At 45.0% G+C, this 24,533-nt stretch carries 27 protein-coding genes; 15 read left to right on the plus strand and 12 right to left on the minus strand.

The window, feature by feature from the left end:
* Positions 1-230: 230 nt before the first annotated feature.
* From D8S85_RS10140 to D8S85_RS10210, 15 genes are all read left to right on the plus strand, one after another.
* Positions 231-875: a CoA transferase subunit A gene (locus tag D8S85_RS10140; RefSeq protein ID WP_127075034.1), complete on the plus strand. Its 645-nt coding sequence runs from the start codon at positions 231-233 to the stop codon at positions 873-875.
* 62 nt (positions 876-937) lie between these two features.
* A complete protein-coding gene (gene kal / locus D8S85_RS10145; RefSeq protein WP_106480605.1) occupies positions 938-1,324 on the plus strand; it encodes a 3-aminobutyryl-CoA ammonia lyase in 387 nt (128 codons plus the stop codon).
* A gap of 75 nt (positions 1,325-1,399) precedes the next feature.
* A complete protein-coding gene (gene kce, locus D8S85_RS10150; protein WP_127075035.1) occupies positions 1,400-2,227 on the plus strand; it encodes a 3-keto-5-aminohexanoate cleavage enzyme in 828 nt (275 codons plus the stop codon).
* A gap of 32 nt (positions 2,228-2,259) precedes the next feature.
* Positions 2,260-3,303 carry an L-erythro-3,5-diaminohexanoate dehydrogenase gene (gene kdd, locus D8S85_RS10155; protein ID WP_106480607.1) on the plus strand — a complete coding sequence of 348 codons (1,044 nt, stop codon included), beginning with the start codon at positions 2,260-2,262 and terminating at the stop codon, positions 3,301-3,303.
* Positions 3,304-3,390: 87 nt separating this feature from the next.
* On the plus strand, positions 3,391-4,428 hold the full coding sequence (gene kdd / locus D8S85_RS10160) for an L-erythro-3,5-diaminohexanoate dehydrogenase (RefSeq protein ID WP_106480608.1): 1,038 nt from the start codon (positions 3,391-3,393) through the stop codon (positions 4,426-4,428).
* A 131-nt stretch (positions 4,429-4,559) separates the two neighbouring features.
* Positions 4,560-5,804: a lysine 2,3-aminomutase gene (gene kamA, locus D8S85_RS10165; protein WP_106480609.1), complete on the plus strand. Its 1,245-nt coding sequence runs from the start codon at positions 4,560-4,562 to the stop codon at positions 5,802-5,804.
* 126 nt (positions 5,805-5,930) lie between these two features.
* On the plus strand, positions 5,931-6,935 hold the full coding sequence (gene kamB, locus D8S85_RS10170) for a lysine 5,6-aminomutase reactivase subunit KamB (RefSeq protein WP_228423184.1): 1,005 nt from the start codon (positions 5,931-5,933) through the stop codon (positions 6,933-6,935).
* Positions 6,936-7,065: 130 nt separating this feature from the next.
* Complete coding sequence (gene kamC, locus D8S85_RS10175; RefSeq protein WP_228423185.1) at positions 7,066-8,481, plus strand: lysine 5,6-aminomutase reactivase ATPase KamC; 1,416 nt, start codon at positions 7,066-7,068, stop codon at positions 8,479-8,481.
* 15 nt (positions 8,482-8,496) lie between these two features.
* The gene (kamD, locus tag D8S85_RS10180) at positions 8,497-10,053 is read left to right on the plus strand and encodes a lysine 5,6-aminomutase subunit alpha (RefSeq protein ID WP_106480611.1); all 1,557 of its coding nucleotides are present in this window, start codon (positions 8,497-8,499) and stop codon (positions 10,051-10,053) included.
* Positions 10,054-10,186: 133 nt separating this feature from the next.
* Positions 10,187-10,975 carry a lysine 5,6-aminomutase subunit beta gene (gene kamE, locus D8S85_RS10185; RefSeq protein WP_106480612.1) on the plus strand — a complete coding sequence of 263 codons (789 nt, stop codon included), beginning with the start codon at positions 10,187-10,189 and terminating at the stop codon, positions 10,973-10,975.
* Between the two features lie 86 nt (positions 10,976-11,061).
* Positions 11,062-11,721: a 3-oxoacid CoA-transferase subunit B gene (locus D8S85_RS10190; RefSeq protein WP_106480613.1), complete on the plus strand. Its 660-nt coding sequence runs from the start codon at positions 11,062-11,064 to the stop codon at positions 11,719-11,721.
* Entirely contained in the window at positions 11,718-12,923 is a 1,206-nt protein-coding gene (locus tag D8S85_RS10195) for an acetyl-CoA C-acetyltransferase (protein ID WP_127075036.1), read from the plus strand. Before D8S85_RS10190 ends, D8S85_RS10195 begins: the two co-directional genes overlap by 4 nt.
* A 47-nt stretch (positions 12,924-12,970) precedes the next feature.
* A complete protein-coding gene (locus tag D8S85_RS10200) occupies positions 12,971-14,110 on the plus strand; it encodes an acyl-CoA dehydrogenase (RefSeq protein ID WP_106480615.1) in 1,140 nt (379 codons plus the stop codon).
* Between the two features lie 12 nt (positions 14,111-14,122).
* Positions 14,123-14,905: an electron transfer flavoprotein subunit beta/FixA family protein gene (locus D8S85_RS10205; protein ID WP_027201897.1), complete on the plus strand. Its 783-nt coding sequence runs from the start codon at positions 14,123-14,125 to the stop codon at positions 14,903-14,905.
* A 71-nt stretch (positions 14,906-14,976) separates the two neighbouring features.
* Entirely contained in the window at positions 14,977-15,969 is a 993-nt protein-coding gene (locus tag D8S85_RS10210) for an electron transfer flavoprotein subunit alpha/FixB family protein (protein ID WP_106480616.1), read from the plus strand.
* 284 nt (positions 15,970-16,253) lie between these two features.
* Here D8S85_RS10210 and D8S85_RS21500 read toward each other — a convergent pair whose 3' ends face one another.
* From D8S85_RS21500 to D8S85_RS10265, 12 genes are all read right to left on the minus strand, one after another.
* Positions 16,254-16,430: a hypothetical protein gene (locus D8S85_RS21500; protein ID WP_158641549.1), complete on the minus strand. Its 177-nt coding sequence runs from the start codon at positions 16,428-16,430 to the stop codon at positions 16,254-16,256.
* Positions 16,427-17,056 (minus strand): DUF6266 family protein, encoded by a 630-nt coding sequence (locus D8S85_RS10215; RefSeq protein WP_106480617.1) that lies wholly within the window; start codon positions 17,054-17,056, stop codon positions 16,427-16,429. The genes D8S85_RS21500 and D8S85_RS10215 overlap by 4 nt, the downstream gene beginning before the upstream one ends.
* Positions 17,057-17,278: 222 nt before the next feature.
* Positions 17,279-17,884, minus strand: a complete 606-nt coding sequence (locus tag D8S85_RS10220; protein WP_106480618.1) for an N-acetylmuramoyl-L-alanine amidase — start codon at positions 17,882-17,884, stop codon at positions 17,279-17,281.
* 46 nt (positions 17,885-17,930) lie between these two features.
* Positions 17,931-18,299, minus strand: a complete 369-nt coding sequence (locus D8S85_RS10225; protein ID WP_106480619.1) for a 3TM-type holin — start codon at positions 18,297-18,299, stop codon at positions 17,931-17,933.
* Between the two features lie 7 nt (positions 18,300-18,306).
* The gene (locus D8S85_RS10230) at positions 18,307-18,936 is read right to left on the minus strand and encodes a DUF6266 family protein (RefSeq protein ID WP_106480620.1); all 630 of its coding nucleotides are present in this window, start codon (positions 18,934-18,936) and stop codon (positions 18,307-18,309) included.
* A 251-nt stretch (positions 18,937-19,187) separates the two neighbouring features.
* The gene (locus D8S85_RS10235) at positions 19,188-19,589 is read right to left on the minus strand and encodes a hypothetical protein (RefSeq protein ID WP_158641550.1); all 402 of its coding nucleotides are present in this window, start codon (positions 19,587-19,589) and stop codon (positions 19,188-19,190) included.
* The gene (locus D8S85_RS10240; protein ID WP_106480622.1) at positions 19,525-19,803 is read right to left on the minus strand and encodes a hypothetical protein; all 279 of its coding nucleotides are present in this window, start codon (positions 19,801-19,803) and stop codon (positions 19,525-19,527) included. Before D8S85_RS10240 ends, D8S85_RS10235 begins: the two co-directional genes overlap by 65 nt.
* A gap of 120 nt (positions 19,804-19,923) precedes the next feature.
* Positions 19,924-21,084, minus strand: a complete 1,161-nt coding sequence (locus D8S85_RS10245) for a DegT/DnrJ/EryC1/StrS family aminotransferase (RefSeq protein WP_106625065.1) — start codon at positions 21,082-21,084, stop codon at positions 19,924-19,926.
* A 95-nt stretch (positions 21,085-21,179) separates the two neighbouring features.
* Complete coding sequence (locus D8S85_RS10250; protein ID WP_106480623.1) at positions 21,180-21,725, minus strand: GNAT family N-acetyltransferase; 546 nt, start codon at positions 21,723-21,725, stop codon at positions 21,180-21,182.
* 11 nt (positions 21,726-21,736) lie between these two features.
* Positions 21,737-22,804, minus strand: a complete 1,068-nt coding sequence (locus tag D8S85_RS10255) for an ATP-binding protein (RefSeq protein WP_127075037.1) — start codon at positions 22,802-22,804, stop codon at positions 21,737-21,739.
* Entirely contained in the window at positions 22,801-23,889 is a 1,089-nt protein-coding gene (locus D8S85_RS10260) for an aspartate aminotransferase family protein (protein ID WP_106480625.1), read from the minus strand. Before D8S85_RS10260 ends, D8S85_RS10255 begins: the two co-directional genes overlap by 4 nt.
* Entirely contained in the window at positions 23,858-24,532 is a 675-nt protein-coding gene (locus D8S85_RS10265) for a sugar transferase (protein WP_106480626.1), read from the minus strand. Before D8S85_RS10265 ends, D8S85_RS10260 begins: the two co-directional genes overlap by 32 nt.
* Position 24,533: the final 1 nt, after the last annotated feature.

Here is a 24,533-nt window from a genome sequence, read left to right on the forward strand (position 1 = left end):
ATTTCCCATCCCATTCGTTTGTTTTTTATCTTAAAATTTCATAACTTAATACCGTAAATTCTGAGGCGGTAACCAGATTTTATTTTCGACTACGTAAAATGATTCTCAATAAAGAATTATTTCCGTTTTTGTGTTGAAAATATTTCATTTATTGCCCGGAATAATATAAATTTGACAAATCAATGCGAATGTGTTAAATATTTAACTGAAACAATATAAAAATGCTTCCTATGAGTAAATTTATTTCTATCGAAGAGGCTGTATCAAAAGTAAAAGATGGCATGACCATCATGGTAGGCGGATTCCTCGCAAACGGAACCCCGAACAAGATCGTTGATGCATTAGCGAAATCAGGCGTTAAGAACTTGACGTTGATCTGTAATGACACGGCTTACCCGGACAAAGGAGTAGGTCAATTGATTGCCAACAAACAAGTAAAGAAACTTTTCGTGTCACACATCGGGACCAACCCGCACACGAGCGAACAAATGAATAGCGGAGAGCTAGAAATCGAATTCTGCCCGCAAGGTTCATTGGCAGAGCGTGTGCGTGCCGGAGGTTGCGGACTGGGAGGTATCCTGACTCAAACCGGAATGGGTACTATCGTGGCTGAAGGGAAACAGATCGTCAACGTGGATGGGAAAGACTATTTGTTGGAAAAAACGTTGAGAGCCGACATCGCGTTGGTTGGCGCCAGCCTTGGGGATAAAGCAGGGAATCTGGTTTACCGGGGGACATCTCAAAATTTCAACCCGTTAATGGCTTCTGCCGCAGACCTGGTAATTGCCGAGGTTAACGAGTTGGTTGAAGTCGGTGAAATTGCCGCAGAAAACGTGAAGACACCTTCCATCATGGTGGACTTCATCGTTAAATAATTGACGATTTTTGATTAAAAAACATCAAATCGTCTGATTAATAAAATTAAAAATTCAAGGAAATGGAAAAATCAATGATAAGATTAAGAATGAGTGCAAAAGATGCTCATTACGGCGGTAATTTGGTTGACGGGGCACACATGGTGCACTTGTTCGGGGATGTGGCCACGGAATTATTAATCATGCATGATGGTGACGAAGGTCTGTTTGTTGCCTATGACAACGTGGAGTTCTTGGCTCCTGTTTATGCCGGAGATTACATCGAAGCTACCGGAGAGATCGTGAAAGTAGGGAACACTTCCCGCAAAATGGTTTTCGAAGCAAAAAAAGTAGTCGCTGCCAGACCTGACATTTCAGCCTCGGCTGCAGATGTATTGGAGGAACCGATCGTGGTTTGCCGTGCAAGCGGAACCTGCGTGGTGAAGAAAGAAGACCAGAGAAAGAATTAGAAAAGGGAACAACATCCCTCTCGTGCAATTTAGATCTCATTCTAAATGCTAAATTTTAAATTCTAAATTACTATTATGGAAAAATTAATTATCACAGCAGCCATTTGTGGGGCGGAAGTTACCAAAGAACAAAACCCCGCCGTTCCTTATACAGTAGAAGAGATCGTGAGAGAAGCGAAATCCGCTGTAGACGCTGGTGCAGCCATTGTTCACCTTCACGTTCGCGAAGATGACGGTACCCCGACCCAAAGCAAAGCACGCTTCAAAGAGTGTATCGACGCTATTTATAAGGTATGCCCGGATGTTATTTTGATCCCCTCTACCGGAGGAGCCGTGGGAATGACCGCTGAAGAGCGTCTTCAACCGACAGAACTTTTCCCTGAAATGGCAACTCTGGATTGCGGAACCTGTAACTTCGGAGACGATGTTTTCGAGAACACCATGCCCATGATGAGAGATTTCGGAAAAAGGATGTTAGAAAACAACATCAAACCGGAATACGAATGTTTCGAAATGGGACATCTTGATACCGTATTAAACATGGCTAAAAAAGGACAGGTTCCCGGTGCCCCGATGCAATTCAACTTCGTTCTCGGCGTTCCCGGATGTACTCCTGCCACGGTATCGAACCTTTGCTGGCTTGTAAACGCGATTCCAGCAGGCTCAACGTGGACGGCAACAGGAATCGGTCGTCATGCCTTCACGCTTGCAGCTCCCGCTATTGCCATGGGTGGTAACGTGAGAGTAGGTTTTGAAGACAATCTTTACTTGGAAAGAGGTGTGCTGGCTAAATCCAACGGAGAATTAGTAGCAAAAGTAGTTCGAATCGCCAAAGAATTAGGCCGTCCGATCGCTACCTCCGCGGAAGCAAGAGAAATTTTAGGCTTAAAACCTTTAAAATAATCGATCTTATAAATTTCAAATTTAATTATACTATGCAAAAGAAAGGAAATAAATACGGAACCCACCGTGTAATCGAACCGAAGGGAGTATTACCACAACCCGCCAACAAGATTGACAACAACATGGACGAGATCTACGACAACGAGATTCTGATCGACGTTCAGACTTTAAATATCGACTCGGCTAGTTTCACCCAGATCGAGCAACAAGCCGGTGGTGACAAAGCAAAGATCGCCGAGATCATGATGGACATTGTTGCAAAACAAGGAAAACATCGTAACCCGGTAACTGGATCCGGCGGTATGTTGTTAGGTACGGTAGAGAAAATCGGTGATGCACTGAAAGGCAAAATCGATTTGAAAGAAGGTGATAAGATTGCCACGTTGGTTTCTCTTTCTTTGACCCCGCTTCGTATTGACAAGATCAAAGATATTCGTCCGGAAATCGACCAAGTAGACATCGACGGTAAAGCTATCCTTTTTGAAAGTGGTATCTACGCCAAGATTCCGGCAGACCTTCCTGAAAACTTGGCATTGTCGGCATTGGACGTAGCCGGAGCTCCCGCTCAAACCGCTAAATTGGTTAAACCGGGCGATACGGTATTAATCATCGGTGCCGGTGGTAAATCAGGGATGTTGTGCTGTTACGAAGCTAAAAAACGTGCAGGTGTTACCGGTAAAGTCATCGGTTTGTGCCACAGCCAGAAGAGTACCGAACGTTTACAGAAACTTGGTTTCTGCGACTATGTATTCTCTGCCGATGCGACTCAACCCGTTCCGGTAATGGAGAAAATCGAGGAATTGACCAATGGCGAAATGTGCGATATTACAATCAACAATGTGAACATTACCGATACGGAAATGACCTCTATTCTTTGTACGAAGAACACGGGTATCGTTTACTTCTTCTCTATGGCCACCAGCTTCACGAAAGCAGCCCTTGGAGCAGAAGGTGTTGGTAGCGACGTGACGATGATCGTTGGTAACGGATACACGAAAGGACATGCAGAGATCACGCTCCAGGAACTGAGAGAATGCGAAGCCTTGAGAAAGATCTTTACGGAACTTTACGCTTAATCATTTAAGATTTATGATTTACGATTGAGGATGACTCAATCGTAAATCATAATCTAAAATTCAAAATCTAAAATTTAAAATTATTCGATGGACAAGGGTTGCAGATACGGGACACACAGGGTAATTACTCCGGAAGGTACACTTCCGCAACCGGCATTAAAGCTGGATAACACGATGAGCATTTATGACAACGAGTTGTTGATTGATGTGCAAACATTAAATATTGATTCGGCCAGTTACACGCAGATCAAAAGCGCTTGCAACGGGAATGCGGACAAAATGAAAGAGATGATTCTTTCTATCGTGGAGGAGAGAGGTAAAATGCAAAATCCTGTTACCGGATCGGGGGGTATGCTGATCGGAACGGTGAAAGAGATCGGGCCTAACTTCCCGGATAAGTCCCTGAAGGTTGGAGACAAAATTGCCACACTGGTCTCCTTATCCCTGACTCCATTGAAAATAAACAAGATCAAACATCTTGACCCGGCATCGGATCAAGTAGACGTGGATGCGCAAGCCATCCTATTTGAAAGCGGTTTATACGCCGTGCTACCGAATGATATTCCGGAGAAACTGGCATTAGCCGTATTGGACGTGGCAGGAGCCCCGGCTCAAGTGGCCCGTCTGGTAAAAGAAGGCGATACGGTATGTATCATCGGAGGAGGAGGAAAGTCTGGAGTGCTTTGTTGCTACCAGGCCATGAAAAACGTCGGGCCTTACGGAAAGGTCATCGTGGTGGAATACTCGGAAGAGAATGCCCAGAGAATTAAAGATATGAATCTCGCCACTCACGTTATTGTTGCCGACGCGACAAAAGTGATGGACGTGTATAAAAAAGTGACTGCTATTGCAGGGGAAAGAGGTTGTGAGGTTACCATCAACAATGTAAATGTTCCCTCGACAGAGATGACCTCGATTCTCGTCACGAAAGGACAAGGATGCGTTTATTTCTTCTCCATGGCGACCAGCTTCACGAAAGCTGCATTGGGAGCCGAAGGAGTAGGAAAAGATATAAATTTAATTGTAGGAAACGGATACGCCAAAGGACATGCCGAACTGACACTGAATATCATTCGGGAGTCTGAGAAAATCCGGGAACTATTTAACAGACTGTACGTGAAATAAAAATGTAGAATTTAGAATTTAAAATGTAGAACGAGCTATTTTTTAATCTAAAATCAAAACGCCGGAAGCGCTCACCGCGCACTAGGGCAATTTAAAATTTAAAATCTAAAATCTAAAATAAATAAACTGAGATGGCTGAAAGCAGACGAAAAGAATTTTTTCCGGAAGTAACAGATGAACAATGGAACGACTGGAAATGGCAAGTGAAAAACAGAATTGAGACTGTGGATCAATTAAAAAAATATCTTGATCTGGATCCTAGCGAAGAAGAGGGCATTCGCAACGCATTAAAAATGTTGAGAATGGCAATCACCCCGTACTATTTGAGTTTAATTGACAAGAACAACCCGCATTGCCCGATTCGTAAACAAGCGGTTCCTTCCGCGTTGGAGTTACACAAGGCTAGTGCAGACTTGGAAGACCCGCTACACGAAGACAGCGATTCTCCCGTACCGGGATTAACTCACCGTTATCCGGACCGGGTGTTGTTCCTGATCACGGACCAATGTTCCATGTACTGCCGTCACTGTACCCGTAGACGTTTTGCCGGACAAAAAGACAGTGCCTCCCCAACCGAGCGTATTGATAAATGTATCGAATACATTGCCAAGACTCCGCAAGTAAGAGACGTGCTGTTGTCCGGTGGTGACGCATTGTTGGTAAGCGACGATCGTTTGGAATACATCATCAGTCGATTGAGAGCCATTCCTCACGTGGAAATCATCCGTATCGGTAGCCGCACCCCGGTAGTATGCCCGCAAAGAATTACCCCGGAGTTGGTGAATATGCTGAAAAAATATCACCCGATTTGGTTAAATACCCACTTCAATCATCCCAATGAGATCACGGAAGAATCAGCTGCTGCTTGCGCCCGCTTGGCTGATGCAGGTATCCCGTTAGGAAACCAGACCGTGTTATTGAGAGGTATCAACGATTGTACCTACGTGATGAAAAAATTGATGCATGGATTGGTAAAAATGCGTGTTCGTCCGTACTACATTTATCAATGTGATCTTTCCATGGGCATCGAGCACTTCCGTACTCCGGTTTCCAAAGGTATCGAGATCATCGAAAACTTACGCGGACACACTTCCGGATATGCCGTTCCCACGTTCGTGGTTGACGCTCCCGGTGGTGGAGGTAAGACTCCGGTAATGCCGAACTACGTGATCTCTCAATCTCCGAACCGCGTTGTATTGAGAAACTACGAAGGTGTTATCACCACCTACACGGAACCGACAGATTACAAGGAAGAGTGTCACTGTCCGGAATGCGAAAAAGCTCGCAAAGAAGGCGTTGCCGCCCTGCTAAATGGTGATATGCTCTCCATCGAACCGAAACACTTGGCTCGTAACGAGAGAAATCATCACGAATAAAATAATTTTAGATTTACGATTTAAGATCGTTGATTCACTTTCTTAAATCGTAAATCTATAATTAAACGAGTACAGGATCGTGCGTGGAAATCTAAAATCATAAATCGTAAATCATAAATTCAAACCGTGTTTATCGAGGAGATTCTAAAATACAATAGTATAGCAATCGTGGGTCTGGCAAAAAATGCCGGAAAAACGGAATGCTTGAACTATATTCTTCGGAAAGTGAAGAATACGGGGAAGCGTTTCGCCCTTACCTCAATAGGCATCGACGGGGAAAACAGGGATCAAGTTTGCCAAACACCCAAACCGGAAATTGAAATTTTCGAAGATATGATATTCATCACATCGGAGATGCATTATCGGTCCAAACGTTTGGTGGCAGAAATCATGGATGTCAGCACACAACAAACCTCGTTAGGACGTCTGGTAACCGCCAGGGCCGTCAGTTCGGGGAAAGCCTTGTTATCAGGGCCTGCCGACACGGGATCATTGAAAACCCTCATCCAAAAGATGAAACGCTTTGACGTGGACACCACCATCGTCGACGGGGCACTATCCCGGCTCAGTCTCAGCTCTCCAGCTGTGACGGAAGCCATGGTACTAGCCACGGGAGCTGCGGTATCCTGCAATATTCCTCAATTGGTTAGAAAAACAAAATACGTGTATGACCTCATTTGCTTGGAGAAAGCAGAGCCGGAAATTATCCGGCAACTGATTGACATCGAGCAAGGGATGTGGTCCATTGATGAAAACGGGAAAGTTCACGATCTGAACATACCTTCCGTGTTTATGCTTGAAAATAACAAAGATGAAGTTTTCAAGTACGGGAACACGTTGTACGTGGCAGGCGCCATCAGCGACAAATTATTGCAATTTCTACGGCAACAAAAGCAAATCAAGGAGATCACACTGATTATCCGTGATTTCACCAAAGTGTTTGCCTCCATGGAAACGTACTATGCCTTCCTTAAAAAAGGTGGCACCATGAAAGTATTGCAAAAAAGTAAACTACTGGCTGTTTGCATCAATCCCCAATCCCCGGAAGGATATTGTCTGGATTCCGACGAACTGAGAGTAGCCATGCAAGAGAGCTTGGGTATTCCTGTTTATGACGTTAAGAAAATGTAGAATTTAGAATGAAATGTTTCCCGAAAACGATGAGTATTCCAACTCTCCCTCTGTTTATAGAGGAAGTACGGCAAAGCCGGGAGAGAGTTCAATCTAAAATCTAAAATCATTAAATCTAAAATTAGTAGCGGTGTTTTTAAGAAGTGCCATAGAAGAAATTAAAGGGTTCAGATTCATGATCGACAAACTGGAAATTCAATCCGGTCTGGCAAAACGAATCTTGAATACACTACCTTATTTGCATACCCCGGAAGCAATTGCCCAGGAATTGGACAAAACCGAGGTCATGCGAAATATTCTACAAACCTCCGCACAAACAGACACCATTACCAAGATCAAGGTCAAACTGATGCAAGTGAAGGACATCCGGGGCACGGCAAACCGGGTAACAGAATCGCAGGTACTGGATGACATTGAACTATTTGAATTAAAAGCTTTCTCTTTGCTGGTCGTGGAGATGCGGGAATTACTCCTATCGGCAAATATTACGGTCGTTTCACTCCCGGATTTGGAACCGGTAGTAGACATTTTAGATCCCGAAAAGATGCGTATTCCTCATTTTTACGTGTACGATGCCTATTCCCCGGAACTGGCAGCCCTACGGGCAAAAATGAAAGCGCTCAAAATGGATGGAAAAACAGAGGAACGAGTACTGGATCAACTTCTATTCGAGCATACGGAATTAGAAGACCGGATTCGGGAAAAGTTATCCGAACAGATTCATCCCTATAAAAAAGAAATTAACGAAGCCCTGACAAACACGGCGACTTTAGATATTCTGTTGGCCAAAGCCCAACAGACCATTGATATGCAGTTGTGTAAACCGGAAATTTCCACCGGCACGACTCGCTATACAAAAATATTCAACCCACAGGTAAAAGAGGTACTTTGGCAAGAAGGCAAAAAATTTCAGGCCATTGACATTGACATCGAGCAAGGTGCCTGCCTGATTACCGGAGCCAACATGGCCGGGAAAAGCGTTATCTTGAAAACCGTGGCACTGGCACAGACGTTATTCCAATTCGGATTCTACGTTCCGGCAGAACAAGCCGAGATTGCATTGGTTGACGAAGTTCTCCTTTGTATCGGGGACGAACAATCCGAATTAAGCGGCCTGTCCTCGTACGCCTCGGAAATGCTGCGGGTAAACGCCATTGTTCAGGATGTGAAAGCAGGCAAAAATGCTTTAATCCTGATTGATGAACTGGCAAGAACCACGAACCCCACGGAAGGAAAAGCGATCGTGAATGCCATGCTCGATTTTCTGACAGATCAACAGGCTCGCTCCTTGATTACCAGCCATTACAGTGGGATCAAAGCCCGTTGCAAAAAGATGCGGGTAAAAGGATTTGTCAAAGAACACGTGAAAGGTCAATTGACCATCAACAACATAAACGAGTACATCGATTACTCGCTAATCGAAGATACTCATGACTCCGTGCCGCAAGAAGCCATGCGCATCGCCCGTATTCTAGGCGTTGACGAAGAATTGTTGGACAAGGCGGAGGAGTTTTTGAATGATGAAGAGAAGGAGAACAGAAATTAATAACAGAACAAAGATATGCAGAACAGTAAACTAGGGCTTGATTTTACCAAAGTGGCACACGCAAAGGACGTGGCCCGAAAGATAGCCGACGATGTACAAAAATTCGTGGAACAATACTCTACCGTCGCCGTAGAGCGTACGCTATGCCGTTTGCTCGGCATTGACGGGATCGATGCGAACACCGTACCCCTACCCAACGTGTTGGTAGACGAGATCAAAGACAAAGGCGTGTTAGGTGAAGGTATTTTATTCTTCCTCGGAAACGCTATCGTGGAAACCGGAATGAACCCGCAACAAATAGCAGAGAAGGTTGCAGAGGGAACACTGGATATCACCACGTTACCCATTCATCCGACAGACAAGATTAAAGCCGCATTGAAACCTCACGTTGACGCAAGTATCAAACGGATCAGCGACCGCCGTGCCAAGAAGGAAAACTACTTAAACACGATCGGGGAAGGTCCGAAACCTTACCTCTACGTGATCGTGGCTACCGGAAATATCTATGAAGACGTGGTACAAGCTCAGGCTGCCGCACGTCAGGGAGCAGACATCATTGCCGTAATCCGTACAACAGGGCAGAGTTTGTTGGATTACGTGCCTTATGGAGCTACCACGGAAGGATTCGGGGGAACATTCGCGACACAGGAAAACTTCCGCATTATGCGTAAGGCTTTGGATGAAGTAGGCGAAGAAGTAGGCCGTTACATTCGCTTATGTAACTATTGCTCCGGCTTGTGTATGCCGGAAATTGCGGCCATGGGAGCATTGGAAGGATTGGACGTCATGTTGAACGACGCTCTTTACGGTATCCTGTTCCGGGATATCAACATGCAGCGTACACTGGTTGACCAATTCATGTCAAGAGTAATCAACGGATTTGCCGGAGTAATCATCAACACCGGAGAGGATAACTACCTGACGACCGCTGATGCCGTGGAACAAGCACACACCGTGCTGGCATCCGACTTGATCAACGAGCAATTGGCCTTGATCGCTGGACTGAAAGAAGAACAAATGGGATTAGGACACGCTTTCGAAATGGATCCGTCTCTTGAAAACGGATTCTTGCTGGAATTGGCCCAAGCGCAAATGACCCGTGAGATCTTCCCGAAAGCCACTTTAAAATATATGCCTCCGACCAAATTCATGACGGGAAATATTTTCCGAGGACACATTCAGGATGCACTTTTCAACATGATCGGAATCTGGACTTCACAAGGTATCCAATTGCTGGGAATGCCGACGGAAGCTATCCACACGCCGTTCATGTCCGACCGCTATCTCTCTATCGAGAACGCCAAATATATCTTTAATAACATGAAGAATATCGGTGACGAAGTAGAGTTTAAAAAAGACGGTATCATCCAGAGTCGTGCCAAGGAAGTATTGAACAACGCTATCGCGTTACTTGAAAACATTGAACGTGAAGGTCTTTTTACCGCTCTGGAAAAAGGAATCTTCGGTGACGTAAAACGTCCGAAGAATGGTGGTAAGGGACTTGACGGAGTTACCCCCAAAGGTGCTAACTACTACAACCCGTTTATCGAGTTAATGCTGAAAGGCAATTGAAAATTGAAAATTGAGAATTGAAAATGACGACTTGTCATTTTTAGTTCCAAGTTTCAAGAGAGTGAATAAAAATAAAATTTAAACCTATGCGATTGATAATTTTCAATTTTGCATTTTCAATTTTCAATTCATTATGAGTGGAGGATTATATTCTACTGAAAAAAATGATTTCGACCAGACGCTGGATCTGAAAAAAATAAAACCCTACGGGGACACGATGAACGACGGGAAAACCCAATTGAGTTTCACGTTGCCCGTGCCTGCCGGAGATGAGGCTATCGAAGCCGCAAAACAATTATTGAAAAAAATGGGATTCGAAAACCCGCAAGTGGTATTCCACAAAGAGTTGACCAAAGGCTTCACCTTCTTCAACTGCTACGGTAGCTGCACGCACACCGTGGACTTCACGAGCATTCATGTCCCGAAAGTAGAAGGAACGAAATGGGATATGCACGAAACAGACGAGTTCATCCGTGAGAACATCGGACGTCCTTTGATTGTTGTGGGAGCAAGTACCGGAACCGACGCTCACACCGTGGGTATCGATGCCATCATGAACATGAAAGGCTTTGCCGGACACTACGGACTGGAACGTTACGACATGATCGAGGCGCACAACCTGGGAAGTCAGGTTCCCAACGAGGAGTTTATTGCCAAAGCTATCGAGCTGAAAGCCGATGCTCTTCTCGTATCCCAGACTGTTACCCAGAAAGATATTCATATCAAGAACTTGACGGAACTCGTGGAGATGCTGGAAGCCGAAGGATTACGCGACAAAGTTATCCTTGCCTGCGGAGGTCCTCGTATCTCTCACGAGCTGGCAAAAGAACTTGGTTACGACGCGGGATTCGGCATGAACACTTACGCAGATGACGTGGCGTCATTCATTGCACAAGAATTTGTTAGAAGAAAAAATAAATAATTAATTTACGATTTATGATTCATGATTTACGATTCGTTATTTAAGAATCTAAAATCTAAAATCAAAAAATCTAAAATCAAAACGGTATGGATAAAGATCAAGTAAGAGAAGTTATCGCGAAACGGGTAGCTCTCGAATTAAAAGACGGCGACGTGGTAAACTTGGGAATCGGGCTTCCGACGATGGTACCGAACTACTTGCCCAAAAACGTGCACGTGATCCTACAATCCGAGAACGGATTATTAGGTATGGGTCCGAAACCGGAAGAAGGTCAAGAAAATCCGGAGTTGACGGATGCTGGTGGTGGTTACATCACGGCAATCGAAGGAGCCTGCAGCTTTGACAGTGCAACCTCTTTTGGACTTATCCGCGGCGGACACGTGGATGTCACCATTCTTGGTGCTTTACAGGTAGACGAGAAAGGAAACCTGGCAAACTGGATCATCCCCGGCAAAAAAGCCCCGGGTATGGGTGGAGCCATGGACCTTTTGGTTGGTGCTAAAAAAGTGATCCTTGCCATGGAACACACGGCAAAAGGGAATCACAAGATTTTGAAAGAGTGCACCCTGCCGTTGACGGCTGCCGGGGAAGTTGACATGATTATCACCGAAATGGGTGTTATGAACGTTACCCCCGAAGGTATCGAACTGGTAGAATTAAACCCTGAATTTACGTTAGATGACATCAAAGCAGCTACAGGCTGTGAACTTATAATTTCAAAAAATTTAAAAGCAATGCCTCAATGACAAGAACCTATATCGTAGCAGCAAAAAGAACTGCGATTGGCAAATTTCTAGGAACAACTCTTTCAATGACAGCAGCAGACTTGGGTGCCGCAGTAATAAAAAACATTATAGCGGAAACCGGAGTCGATCCCGCCAACATTGATGAAGTAATAGTCGGCAACGTACTCTCCGCCGGACAGGGACAAGGTGTAGCCCGTCAGGCATCCATCAAGGGAGGAATTCCACAAGAAGTTCCGGCTTACGGAATCAACATGATATGCGGAAGTGGCATGAAAGCCGTGCTCAATGGTGTAGCCGCTATCAAATCGGGACTGGCGAACCTGATCATTGCAGGAGGAACCGAATCCATGTCCAATGCGGGCTATATCCTCCCGGCACGTGTACGTGACGGACACAAAATGGGCGACGTGACAGTAGTGGATCATATGGTGTATGATGGACTGACGGACGCCTTCGAGGGATACCACATGGGCATAACGGCTGAAAACATCGCAGAGAAATACGCGATCAGCCGGGAAGAACAGGATGAATTTGCTATCGAATCGCAACAACGTGCTATTGCGGCTATCGATAACGGTAAATTCAAGTCAGAGATCGTGCCTATAGAGTACAAGGTGAAGAAAGAAACTCTCGTGTTCGACACGGATGAATTCCCGAACCGAACGACCTCCCTGGAAAGATTATCGACCTTACGTCCCGCTTTCAAAAAAGAGGGTTCCGTCACGGCCGGTAACGCTTCGGGAATCAACGACGGGGCATCATTCGTGCTGATCGCATCGGAAGAGGCTGTTAAACAATATCATTTAACTCCCTTGTGCGAGATCATCGGTGTCGGACAAGGCGGTGTGGATCCGGCCATCATGGGTATGGGCCCCGTGCCTGCCATTGCCAACGCGCTCAAGAATGCCGGTATCAAACTATCTGACATCGACGTGATCGAGTTAAACGAGGCATTCGCGGCACAATCACTGGGAGTGATTCACGAACTCATGGCACAACACGGCGTTACGAGAGAATGGATAAATGAACGTACGAACATCAACGGTGGTGCTATTGCACTGGGACATCCCATCGGGGCATCAGGCAACCGCATCGTTGTATCATTAGTACATGAAATGATAAATAATGAAGCAACATTAGGTCTTGCATCCCTCTGTATCGGAGGAGGCATGGGGACGGCAATAATTCTGAAAAAATGTTGATTTAGAATTACAATTAGCTTCGATCAATTAAAAAAACATTAATAATAATGGATTTCAGTCTATCAAAACAAGAGCAACTCTTCTTACAAATGATAAGAGAGTTTGCAGAAAAAGAGGTAAAACCTCTGGCGGCGGAAGTGGACGAATCAGAGAGATTCCCGATGGAAACCGTTCAAAAAATGGCAAAACTCGGTATTATGGGTATCCCGTTCCCGGTTGAATACGGCGGAGCAGGCGGTAACAACATCCTTTACACGATGGCGGTAGAAGAGTTATCCCGCGTATGTGCCACGACCGGAGTAATCGTGTCGGCACACACCTCTTTGTGTTGCGCACCGATCATGGAACACGGAACTCCCGAACAAAAAGCCAAGTATCTTCCCAAGTTGACTTCCGGTGAATGGATCGGAGCATTCGGACTGACAGAACCGAACGCCGGGACCGACGCATCCGCACAACAGACATTCGCGGTAAAAGAGGGAGATCACTACGTGCTGAACGGATCTAAAATCTTCATCACCAATGCCGGTTACGCACACGTGTACATCATCATGGCGATGACCGATAAATCCAAAGGGACTAAAGGAATTTCTGCCTTTATCGTGGAAAAAGACTTCCCGGGATTCTCTATCGGTAAAAAAGAGAAAAAGATGGGTATCCGCGGTTCGGCTACTTGCGAGCTGATCATGGAAAACTGCATCGTTCCTGCCGAAAACTTACTCGGACAAGAAGGTAAAGGCTTCGGTATCGCCATGAAAACACTTGACGGCGGACGTATCGGTATCGCTTCTCAGGCCTTAGGTATTGCCCAAGGAGCCATGGATGAAACCGTGAAATACGTGAAAGAACGTAAACAATTCGGCAAAGCCATCGGACAATTCCAGAACACCCAATTCCAATTGGCTGACCTGCAGACCAAAGTTGAAGCTGCCCGTTTGTTGGTAAGACAAGCTGCCTACAAGAAAGACCTGAAAGTGCCTTATTCTGCAGATGCAGCTATGGCTAAATTATTCGCGGCAGAAACGGCCATGGAAGTAACGACCAAAGCCGTACAATTCCATGGAGGTTACGGATACACCCGTGAATACCCGGTTGAAAGAATGATGAGAGATGCCAAGATTACTGAAATCTACGAGGGTACGTCAGAAGTTCAGAGAATGGTGATTGCAGCAAATTTATTAAAGTAAAAGACAGTTGACATGAAGATCGTTGTTTGTATTAAACAAGTTCCGGATACCACGGAAATCAAACTGGACCCCGTAACAGGAACCCTTATCAGAGACGGTGTACCCAGTATTATGAATCCCGATGACAAGGGAGGACTTGAATTTGCCCTTCAATTAAAAGATCAATATGGAGCACACGTAACCGTGATCACCATGGGTCCGCCTCAGGCTGAAGCTATCCTGAGAGAGGCATACGCCATGGGAGTGGATCGTGCCATCTTGTTAAGTGACCGTAAATTCGGTGGAGCCGACACGTTGGCCACTTCCAATACCATTGCCGCAGCCTTGAGATCTTTGGAATTCGACTTATTGATCACCGGACGTCAGGCTATCGACGGGGATACCGCACAGGTTGGTCCTCAGATCGCCGAACACCTGGATCTACCGCAAGTAACTTACGTGGAAAGCTTGACTTTCGACGGCAACAAGACCTTCACTGTGAAGAAATCCATGGAAGACGGTTACCAGATGGTACAGGTAGATACCCCTTGCGTGTTCACGGCATTGGCATCCGGCGTAAAACCCCGGTACATGTCTGTAAGAGGAATCGTTGAGGCTTACAACCACCCCATCGAAACCTGGACCTACAACGACATCACCGTGGATGACCAGAAGATCGGACTAAACGGATCACCGACCCGCGTATTCAAATCATTCACCAAGGGTGTAAAAGCTGCAGGACAAATCTACGAAGTAGACCCGGCAGAAGCTGTAGACATCATTATCAGCAAATTGAAAGAAAAATTTATTATCTAATGAAAGAGGATAGATTTAGAGTATTTCAATCTAAAATCTAAAATCTAAAATCATTAAATCTAAAATTAGAAATGGATAAGGCACAATATAAAAACGTTTACGTCTTCGTTGAACAAAGAGAAGGCGTTATCCAAAACGTGGGTCTGGAATTGTTAGGCAAAGCCAGAGAATTAGCTGATGCTTTAAATGAAAAAGTATATGCCATGTTGTTGGGACATGACCTGACAACGCAGGCACAGGAATGTATTGCTTACGGAGCCGACACCGTATTGCGTGTGGATGCCCCGGAACTGGCAACTTACGTTACCGAACCTTACGCACAGGCTATTTACCAGATCATCCGTGACAACAAACCGAGTATCGTGTTGATCGGAGCAACCACCATCGGTCGTGACCTCGGTCCCCGTTTGTCTGCCCGTGTTGAAACAGGATTGACAGCAGACTGTACAGGTTTGGAAATTTCTGAGGACCGGGATCTGTTGATGACCCGTCCCGCATTTGGAGGTAACTTGATGGCAACCATCATCTGTAAGGAACACCGTCCGCAAATGTCAACCGTACGCCCGGGTGTAATGCGCATGGGCCAACGCGATGACAACCGGAAAGGAACCATCGAAGATGTAAAAATCAACTTCGACAAATCTAAATTCCGTGTACGGGTTCTTGAAACAGTTAAACAAACAAAGAACTTGGTGGACATCACCGAAGCTCATGTATTGATCTCTGGAGGTCGTGGAGTAGGTAATGCAGAAGGATTCGATATGTTGCGTGCTATGGCAAACACCATCGGTGCCGAAGTATCTGCATCCCGAGCCATGGTTGATGCTGGAGTATTAGGCCACGAACGTCAGGTAGGACAGACCGGTAAAACCGTACGTCCCGACTTGTACTTCGCCATGGGTATCTCCGGAGCCATCCAGCACTTGGCCGGAATGGAAGAATCCGAATACATCATCGCGATTAACAAAGACAAATTTGCCCCGATCTTCAACGTGGCAGACTTGGGTATCGTCGGCGATGTTCGCAAAATCGTTCCACTTTTAACTGAAAAGTTGAAAAGATAAGATAAATTAAAAATGGAGTTCTTTTTGAAGGACTCCATTTTCATTATACTGAAAACTTTTCCTCAATTCATCAAGAGTTTTCATCATACTGAAAACTCTTCTTCCTTCTCTGACACAAACAGAGGAGGAACTGGTGACTCTTCCCGAAGACAGGGGAAAGGTTGATTACCAAGCGGTTTCCCCTCCTGTGCAAGGAGGGGTTAGGGGAGGTAGTCATTAAAAGGCTGACTTGTTAGACTCTCCCTTATAACTCAAAAGGGGCAGCCGAAGCCACCCCTTTTTCCTCACCTCTCGGAACGTTTCCGCTCCCATCGGTTCTTACACCAAGCCACCACGACCGAGCTAATCACTCCTCCCACGATACTCAACACCCCCGTCACGAAATCATCCGCCACTTGCGAGAGAAAAGCATTAAACCCCAGCGTGAAAAATATTCCGGTAAAAAAGTACACGCCCATCATACCGTCAAATAACGACTGTCCGATACTGCACTCCCGTTCTTCAAAGTTGCGAAACAATACACCTTCACGTTAGCCTCATCCCAATCCTCGGGAAGAGCATAACTCATGTTACCGCTTTCACTTCGATCCCTTAAAGCCACAATCTTGGACCGACTCAACACGGTTTCCAACAGCACGACGTACACCTTATCATCCCCGAAAGCATACCCGTCCTCGTCCTTTTCCATCGTCTGTTCGAAAGCAAAGGTCTTATTCTCTGATGCATAAGTTACCGACACTTTAGGCGGGTTCAACAACCCCTTTGACAACTTTACCCGGTCAAACATAATCGTTGCCACGTGTTTCTCGTCCGTCTCCACCGCAACCAGATTCTCCTTCACGAAAGCATTAGAAGTCGTTCCTCTACCAATTCCGGCAAACCCTTTCCGAATCACGGGCAACAATCGTCTGGATAATTGAACCAGAACTTTCATTTTAGCACGTTGATCAAGAATCTCCGGAGTCGGTTTATCCTTCCTTGAAAAAATCTTCGCCTTTGCGATATTCTGCTTGTTCGTGTAACACATCGTCACGTTACCAACGGAATTCGTTACCTTACCTAATAAATAAGAATCAAATTTTGCCATAACAATAAAATTTAAAAATGAATAAATCTGAAAATTTAAAATGATCTCACACTCCCCGCATGGGCCCTACACGAAGAATGAAATTTAGAATGTAGAATTTAAAATTTAGAATGAACAGTTTCCCAAAAACAGTGAGTAATCCAACTCTTCCTCCATTTATAGAGGGAGCACCCCGAAGGGGGAAGGGAGTTCAATCTAAAATTTAAAATCAAAAATCGTAAATCAATAATACCGAATCCACTCCGCCACCCTCAACGCCGGTCCCGGGTCCACCTTTCTTGGAGTCACGTCCGAATGTCCCACGATATCCCCGATAGGGTAAGTATCCACCAGCAAACCACACACCTCGTTCAACACCCGCATTTGCTCATCCGTGTAGTCATGCCAGTACGTCGGCATCTCTCCCGAATCTTCCGAGTACACCTCCTTCACGGGTACTTCTTTCCCACACTCCGCCACGAACTTTCCCCCTTCCAGTTGCAACTGTCCCAAATTGTCCAGCTCAATCCCGATCGAGTAACGATTCAGCTCACTCCTCCCCTTGTAACTACTCTTCCCCGCGTGCCACGCCTCGATATTAAAGGGAACCAGTTGTATCACCTGCCCATCCCTCCCGATCACCAAATGAGTTGAAGCCTTCACCTCCGGCCTTACCAAAAACTTTGCCGAAGACATCGCATCTCTACCTGCCGTGTAATGCAAAATAATCATCTCCGGCTCACCCAGCGTCCGCCTATTCTTCTCACACACAAGATGAATCACCCCACCTCCCACCAAACGATGGTTTACAATTGAAAATCGTGAATTCGAATTTGAAAATACATCCATAACAAAAAATTTAGAATTTAAAATGTAAAATTTAAAATAAAATCAATTAGCGTGGCTTTCGTGCGAATGCCTGCATGATTTTTTCCCCGCTTCTCCCCACCACGTAGCCTCCCAACCCGATCTCCAACAAATCCCAGAACCGGGAAGAATCCGCCAATAACGGTAAACTGGTAAACGTCCCGATCAAAATAACACTGGCAAACGTCAACATCACCAACGGTCGCCACGATCGCTGCAACCAATTCCCCTTCACCTCCTCCTGCACCGCAACTGCCCTTGCCTGTGTTAATTCTCTCTCCAACTCTTGAATTAACTTCAACAACCCGATTTCCAACTCTCTCTTCTCCCTTGCCGGGAGTGTTAATTGACCAATCAACTCGCTGATCGAATTAACGATTCCACTTATCGGTTTCATACCCCGTTCACAATTTAATGTACTGCGAATTCGAGAATCGTTTCCCATCCGGGGACACAAAGAAACAATACAAATGCGCCGTCACCCCCTCACCGCACTCTAACGGGAACATTGCTTTTCCTGCCACCCGCGACACCTCCACCCCCTCCACCAACTTCGGGCTAAATGAACGATTCGAATAAAGCACGATCACATTCAAACGATCTGCCGCCCCAAAGTCGTACACCCCCTCATCATTCTCCCACTCCAACGTAACCATTCCCTGTTCATCCATTCTCCCCTGCAGATTATACGCCCGTTGTCGTTCCCCGATAGAAAAATGCAACTGCGAAAAATCCCCGATCTTCCCGTTTGCCCGAAACGCCTTCAAATTCTTCTTCATAAAAAGCGCGTAACCACTATTGCAGATCTCGTCGGCCGAAAGATCCAATATCCACTTCAAGGGAGTATTCTTAATCCGCTGGTAAAAACGCACGGCCACCCGAAACCGCGATCTCACCTCCTGCTGCTTCGGCGTGTTGGCGTCCATTCTATTGGATACACTCCTCAGATAAGATGTACCTGTACCGTTCAGCGTGCAGAAAACCACATGTCCAACTCGCCCCTTTATTCCAAATTCATTCCGAACTAAAGCCATAACTCTTTTTTTAATGAATACTATTTTTATCTCATCAACTCTCGCTGATTTCCGAATGCAATATTACAACACCCCAACTTCCCGATAGTTATACGTCACGGTTACGTCAAACAAAATAACCCTAAATCCATGATTACCAACACTCATTAAAGCACTTGCACCCCACGTTCAAGACAACAAAAAAGGGTAGTAAAAGTATTTTAAACTCGTACTACCCTAAATCCTACTAACTTTTTACTCTAGATTCTAACCTACTTGTACACCTGTACCCTCAACCTTTCAATCAACTTCTCCATTTGATCTAAAACCGTCTCTTCCTTATACCGTTTCAACACCCTGCTTTTCAACTGCCGGAAATTTTTAATCCGTATGCCCAAAACCTGTTCTGCAATGGCCACCAACTCGCAAAACTCCAGCAACTTCCCCGTCGGAGAATAAAACTCCCCGAGAGCCTCGAAACCAATCAACAGCTCCATCACCTTCGTCTGCACATTCTCTGTCTGCCAGTACACCAACACCTTCTTCTCCTCATTTTTCTGAAACCTCACCGGATTATCCTTCCTCTCGTGAAAAAGCAACCATTCATCCTCAATCACTTGTAACCCTTGCCCGATAAAGCATAACCGACATGCCCCTTTTTTCCCCCACTCCATCGCGGTCCTTATACATCTCCGATAAAGCCCGCAATCGAGTTTTCGTGTAATTCAGCACACGACACGTCAACAAATAATCATCTCCCGAGTCGCATAATCTCGCAACCTCTTCAACAAATTTTCCCAATTCATTCTCCAAAACTTCTTTCGTGATTTCCTCAAATGATTCTCCCGCTAATAAGGCAAAAAACCTTGTTTCCAATAATTCTACCATAATCTTAAAATTAAAAATAAATAAAAATTCCCGGGCGTCATTACCCGGGAAATATCCTTAATTTTAAAATCAAGTTCAGGAAATCACATCAAAATACCCTTTCAATCCTTCAATCGTAAATCATAAATCGCAAATCACTTTCACCACTCTTTCTATATCTTGATCCGTCAACATCGGTCCCGATGGCAAGCACAACCCGATCTCGAACAATCGTTCACTGGTCCCGTTCCCGTAAAAAGGAGCCTCCTTAAACACGGGTTGCAAATGCATCGGCTTCCACAACGGGCGACTCTCTATGTTATCCCCATCCAATGCCAACCTCACGTCCTCCCTCGTGAAACCCGCCTCTTCCGGATCCACCGTGATGCACGTCAACCAGTAATTCGAGTTAAAATCCCCTCCTTCCGGCTGGCACATCACCTTCACCCCCTTCACCCCGTCCAGCAACTTCACGTACAAATCATGAATCTCCCTCCTGCGGGCAACGTGCTCCTCCAACACGAACATCTGGCCCCTCCCGATCCCCGCGCATATATTACTCATCCGGTAATTATAACCGATTTTCTCGTGCTGGTAATGCGGGGCTTGCTCCCTCGCCTGCGTGGCGTAAAACAACGCCCGTTTTGCTCGTTCCTCGCTCGGGCAAACCAACGCCCCACCACCGGACGTCGTGATAATCTTGTTCCCGTTAAACGACAACGCCGCGTACACCCCGAACGTCCCGCACTTCCTCCCCTTGTACTCTGACCCCAACGCCTCTGCCGAATCCTCTAGCACGGGAATGTTATAACGACCGGCAACCTCTAAAATCTCGTCCAACTTCCCGGGCATCCCGTACAAATGCACCGGGATAATAGCCTTCGGCAACCGCCCGGTCTTCTCCAAACGATCCTTAATTGCCTCCTCCAGCAACACCGGATCCATGTTCCATGTATCCTCCTCGCTATCCACAAAAACAGGAGTTGCACCCTGATAAGCAATTGGATTCGCCGACGCCGAAAACGTGAAACTCTGGCAAATCACCTCATCCCCCTCTCCAACACCTAAAAGTATCAACCCCAAATGCAACGCCGCCGTTCCCGCACTCAAAGCCACCACCTGTTTCCCCTCGTTTTCAACTTTCAATTTCCCATTTCCAATTAAAAAGTCCCGTAAGGCTTTTTCGAAAGCGTTCACATTCGGACCCAAGGGAACTACCCAATTCGTGTCAAACGCTTCTTGTATAAATTCCTGTTCCCGTCCACCCATGTGGGCTAGAGACAACCAAATTCTATTTTTCATTGAAAAAAATTTAGAAAATAAATTCATCGAGTCTCAACACCACTTACACGACTCTTTTATGTATACCCGATTCAATGCTAGACATTCCCGAAAAATCATTCTCCCCGATTCGCCTTCCACTCAAAATATTCATCTCGCAAAATCGCAATAGCCAATTCATCATGATAAGCATTATTTTTAAAAATGCTCCTTCTATAGTTTCCCTCCACCTTCCACCCACATTTCGCGTATAACTTTTGAGATGCTATGTTATATTCCAAAATACTACTATACAATCGATTTAATTGTAACTCTTCAAAAGCGTACCTCATCGTTGCATACACGCCATCTGTCCCTATTCCAATTTTTTTAGGCACATCATTACACAACTTTATTCCATGATCCGCCGAACGATTCTTCCAATCTATTCGAGTTAAAGTTGAAACGCCAACAAATTTCCCCTCGTACATGATCGCGAAACGAAAATTCTTATCATCACTAATAACCCGATTATACCAATCCAATTGTTGTTTCTCTGAAACAGGGAAACTCCAACCGATAACCATTCTTTCCATTTCTGGATCATTAATCATTTCACGCAAACAAGGCATATCACCAGGTTCCAATGCCCTCAAGATAACTTTATTCCCATAGATATTCATACACGAACATTTCAACGTTCAACAAACATTCTTTCAGACTCTAACACGATTGGCTCCACATCCACGTCTCTAAAAAACACGTACGGCTTATCGTAATGATGATACCGGTCCCTGGTAACGTTATTCGCGTTACCATCTTCCATGACACGTATCGTGTCTTCTATCAAGTCAAAACCTACTTGTGCCATAACACCGGTATAAGCCATGTGGCGAATATTCACTTCCGTTACTTTCATGTTACCATCCTTGTCTTCCTTGAGATCAAAAGATAATATGCCATGAGCCGGCACGTTCAGTTTATCGCACAAATATTTTACGCAATCATCACAAAATTTATTAACGCGATCTTCATTCAAGAAACGACCGAATGCAGTATTACCCGTGACATGGGACGGGGCGATGTTTGCCATCACGTACTCGACACATTCCAATGCCGCACCTTTCACGTACTCGTTATTATAATAAAGCATCTCGTTTGCCAGATGCCTCCCGGTTAAAAATTCACTAACCGTAAACTCCGGTATTTGATTGTTGATAAAAAGCCAACTTTTATAACTACTGAGATTTTCCAGTTTTAAAGAGCCTAATCCTCCCGTACCCTCGGTCGCGCGAATCCAGCAAGGAAAACCAATTTCTTTTTCCACGTCCTCGAACCGGGGATTCTCCTGTGTTACCTTAATGGTTTTTGGGATAAAGCCCGTATCTTTCAACAATTCTGCCATGATAGCTTTGTCTCTCAACGATTCTGACAACGATTTGCATCCCATGAAAACAGGACACGGGAATTTCCCGCATTTTTCAAAGTAATCACCCCATTCAACAATTTCACTTTCCGGCTGGACAAACGCGTAATCAACTCCTTTTTCTTCAACTAGCCTCTCTATAAAAGGGAAATATTCGACATCGGTACACCGGGGACATACCGAGTAGTCGTCCAACAACCCTTTCATGAAAAAGCCAATCGCTTTTTTATTTACGTCAATTCCTATTAACTTGTAGCCCGGATGATTTCTTCGAATAGTCTTCGCTATTGAACGAGGGGTAAGTCCTCCTATCCCCGTTATCAAGATTGTTTTCATATGTTGGTTTTATTACAATAATTCTTTATCAAATCCACTATTTTTCTCATTTGTCTCTCGCCATAGCGTTGGTCGCAAACCAAGGATAACTCGCTATTATAGAAAGCATCTGCACGCGTCGTATCTGGCAATGAATGGCTTTTAGGCCAGTGCACGGGACAATAAACTTTATTGCCGACCAGGTAATCTCTTAATGAATTTCTAATCTCTTTTTTCACGAGGATCGGGACAAACAGGGGGACACGATCCCCCTCGTGTTGAAACATCATGGACACGTTATTCAATCCAGATAATTCATCGTGCAACAACTTCGCGTTTTGTTGACGACGTGTTCTTACCAGTTCAAAATCTTGTTCATGCAACAATCGTAACGACATCTTATCTATCGAGTAATCCTGATAATCTCGTGATAATCTTTTGTTAAAAGCGGTGAAAAGACGAAGAAAATCTTCTTTATCAATAGTCGTGTTACCCCGGAGATAATCGTATTTCATTCTCATCCCCTTGAATTTACCTCTCGAGAAATCACATTCCTTTAAAGAGGCTTGAAAGAAACTCCCGTCTTTTTTAGAGACAATCGCCCCGGTTGGAATCCCCATCCATTTTCTGAGGCTACAAAACGTGTAATCAGAAAACGTGTTTGCTTTGTTGAAAAGGTCATGAGTTCTATCGTGAAGAACTATCACGCCCTTATCCTGCATGCTTGTAATCGTTTCAATATCAACACCTGTACTAAAACCGAAGTAGTTACAGACGTATAAAATATCTATTTTCAAAGTAGTGTCAATATCACACTTGATTTTCCCGTTCTCGTGAATCAAATCATAAAATATCACATCAATACCTCGATTCTTGAAAGGATATATCATGGAGTCGCAACAATAAGCGGGCATGTAAACAGTGGTGATCTTTCTATCTCTCTCGATATCCTGACAAATATAATCTATGGCGGTTCTACCGGATAACAATAATTGACGGTTTCCACTAAAACCATTTTCTTTAAAATCATGATGCATATTATCAACAATCGTAATAACATCATCAATCCAGAATTCACTGCCGATTTCTTCTATCACTTGCTTCATCTATCAAATCTTGCCGGCCCTCCATCTTCCATTGGGCGATTCTATAATCATGGAAATTAGTGATACCGCTCGTTTCAACCCCGACATCTTCTCTTTTGAAAACCCTGTACACGGTAAGAAAGAATATTTTCACGTCCATCCACAAGCTCATGTTATTCACGTATTCAATATCATAAGCCAATTTCCGATCCCACGTGATAGATTTCCGCCCGTTCACCTGTGCCCAACCGGTAATCCCGGGACGCACGTCATGCCTGTGCTTCTCGTCTTCGTTATAATAAGGAAGATACACTACAGCGAGAGGGCGGGGGCCGATTAAAGACATGTCTCCTTTTAACACGTTTATCAATTGTGGCAACTCGTCAATAGACGTCAAACGAATAAAACGCCCAACTTTAGTCAAGCGTTGCTTATCCGGCAACAATTTTCCCGTTGCATCCCGCTCGTCCGTCATTGACTTGAACTTGATCACTTTAAAGATCTTCCCGCCTTTTCCCGGGCGCTCTTGAAGAAAAAATGCTCCTGCCCCCTTGTTGGCAAAATGCAACCAGATCGCGATAATGAACAAGACTGGCCAGATCACCAGCAAGACGATTGACACGAAAACAAAATCTATACAACGTTTAAAAAAATGCTTGTACATA

Source organism: Butyricimonas faecalis, assembly GCF_003991565.1.
GTDB classification, from domain to species: domain Bacteria; phylum Bacteroidota; class Bacteroidia; order Bacteroidales; family Marinifilaceae; genus Butyricimonas; species Butyricimonas faecalis.

Bases quoted from the DNA above. Each gene is read 5' to 3' on its own strand.
- D8S85_RS10230 (WP_106480620.1), bottom strand. From the start codon at position 18,936: ATGGCTTTAGTTCGGAATGAATTTGGAATAAAGGGGCGAGTTGGACAT.
- D8S85_RS10205 (WP_027201897.1), top strand. From the start codon at position 14,123: ATGAAGATCGTTGTTTGTATTAAACAAGTTCCGGATACCACGGAAATC.
- D8S85_RS10140 (WP_127075034.1), top strand. From the start codon at position 231: ATGAGTAAATTTATTTCTATCGAAGAGGCTGTATCAAAAGTAAAAGAT.
- D8S85_RS10265 (WP_106480626.1), bottom strand. From the start codon at position 24,532: ATGTACAAGCATTTTTTTAAACGTTGTATAGATTTTGTTTTCGTGTCA.
- D8S85_RS10250 (WP_106480623.1), bottom strand. From the start codon at position 21,725: ATGAATATCTATGGGAATAAAGTTATCTTGAGGGCATTGGAACCTGGT.
- D8S85_RS10195 (WP_127075036.1), top strand. From the start codon at position 11,718: ATGACAAGAACCTATATCGTAGCAGCAAAAAGAACTGCGATTGGCAAA.
- D8S85_RS10260 (WP_106480625.1), bottom strand. From the start codon at position 23,889: ATGAAGCAAGTGATAGAAGAAATCGGCAGTGAATTCTGGATTGATGAT.
- kamD (WP_106480611.1), top strand. From the start codon at position 8,497: ATGCAGAACAGTAAACTAGGGCTTGATTTTACCAAAGTGGCACACGCA.
- D8S85_RS10200 (WP_106480615.1), top strand. From the start codon at position 12,971: ATGGATTTCAGTCTATCAAAACAAGAGCAACTCTTCTTACAAATGATA.
- D8S85_RS10255 (WP_127075037.1), bottom strand. From the start codon at position 22,804: ATGAAAACAATCTTGATAACGGGGATAGGAGGACTTACCCCTCGTTCA.
- kal (WP_106480605.1), top strand. From the start codon at position 938: ATGGAAAAATCAATGATAAGATTAAGAATGAGTGCAAAAGATGCTCAT.
- D8S85_RS10225 (WP_106480619.1), bottom strand. From the start codon at position 18,299: ATGAAACCGATAAGTGGAATCGTTAATTCGATCAGCGAGTTGATTGGT.
- D8S85_RS10220 (WP_106480618.1), bottom strand. From the start codon at position 17,884: ATGGATGTATTTTCAAATTCGAATTCACGATTTTCAATTGTAAACCAT.
- kdd (WP_106480608.1), top strand. From the start codon at position 3,391: ATGGACAAGGGTTGCAGATACGGGACACACAGGGTAATTACTCCGGAA.
- D8S85_RS10215 (WP_106480617.1), bottom strand. From the start codon at position 17,056: ATGGCAAAATTTGATTCTTATTTATTAGGTAAGGTAACGAATTCCGTT.
- kdd (WP_106480607.1), top strand. From the start codon at position 2,260: ATGCAAAAGAAAGGAAATAAATACGGAACCCACCGTGTAATCGAACCG.
- kamE (WP_106480612.1), top strand. From the start codon at position 10,187: ATGAGTGGAGGATTATATTCTACTGAAAAAAATGATTTCGACCAGACG.
- D8S85_RS10190 (WP_106480613.1), top strand. From the start codon at position 11,062: ATGGATAAAGATCAAGTAAGAGAAGTTATCGCGAAACGGGTAGCTCTC.
- D8S85_RS10245 (WP_106625065.1), bottom strand. From the start codon at position 21,084: ATGAAAAATAGAATTTGGTTGTCTCTAGCCCACATGGGTGGACGGGAA.
- D8S85_RS10240 (WP_106480622.1), bottom strand. From the start codon at position 19,803: ATGGTAGAATTATTGGAAACAAGGTTTTTTGCCTTATTAGCGGGAGAA.
- D8S85_RS10210 (WP_106480616.1), top strand. From the start codon at position 14,977: ATGGATAAGGCACAATATAAAAACGTTTACGTCTTCGTTGAACAAAGA.
- D8S85_RS21500 (WP_158641549.1), bottom strand. From the start codon at position 16,430: ATGATGGGCGTGTACTTTTTTACCGGAATATTTTTCACGCTGGGGTTT.
- D8S85_RS10235 (WP_158641550.1), bottom strand. From the start codon at position 19,589: ATGGAGTGGGGGAAAAAAGGGGCATGTCGGTTATGCTTTATCGGGCAA.
- kce (WP_127075035.1), top strand. From the start codon at position 1,400: ATGGAAAAATTAATTATCACAGCAGCCATTTGTGGGGCGGAAGTTACC.
- kamA (WP_106480609.1), top strand. From the start codon at position 4,560: ATGGCTGAAAGCAGACGAAAAGAATTTTTTCCGGAAGTAACAGATGAA.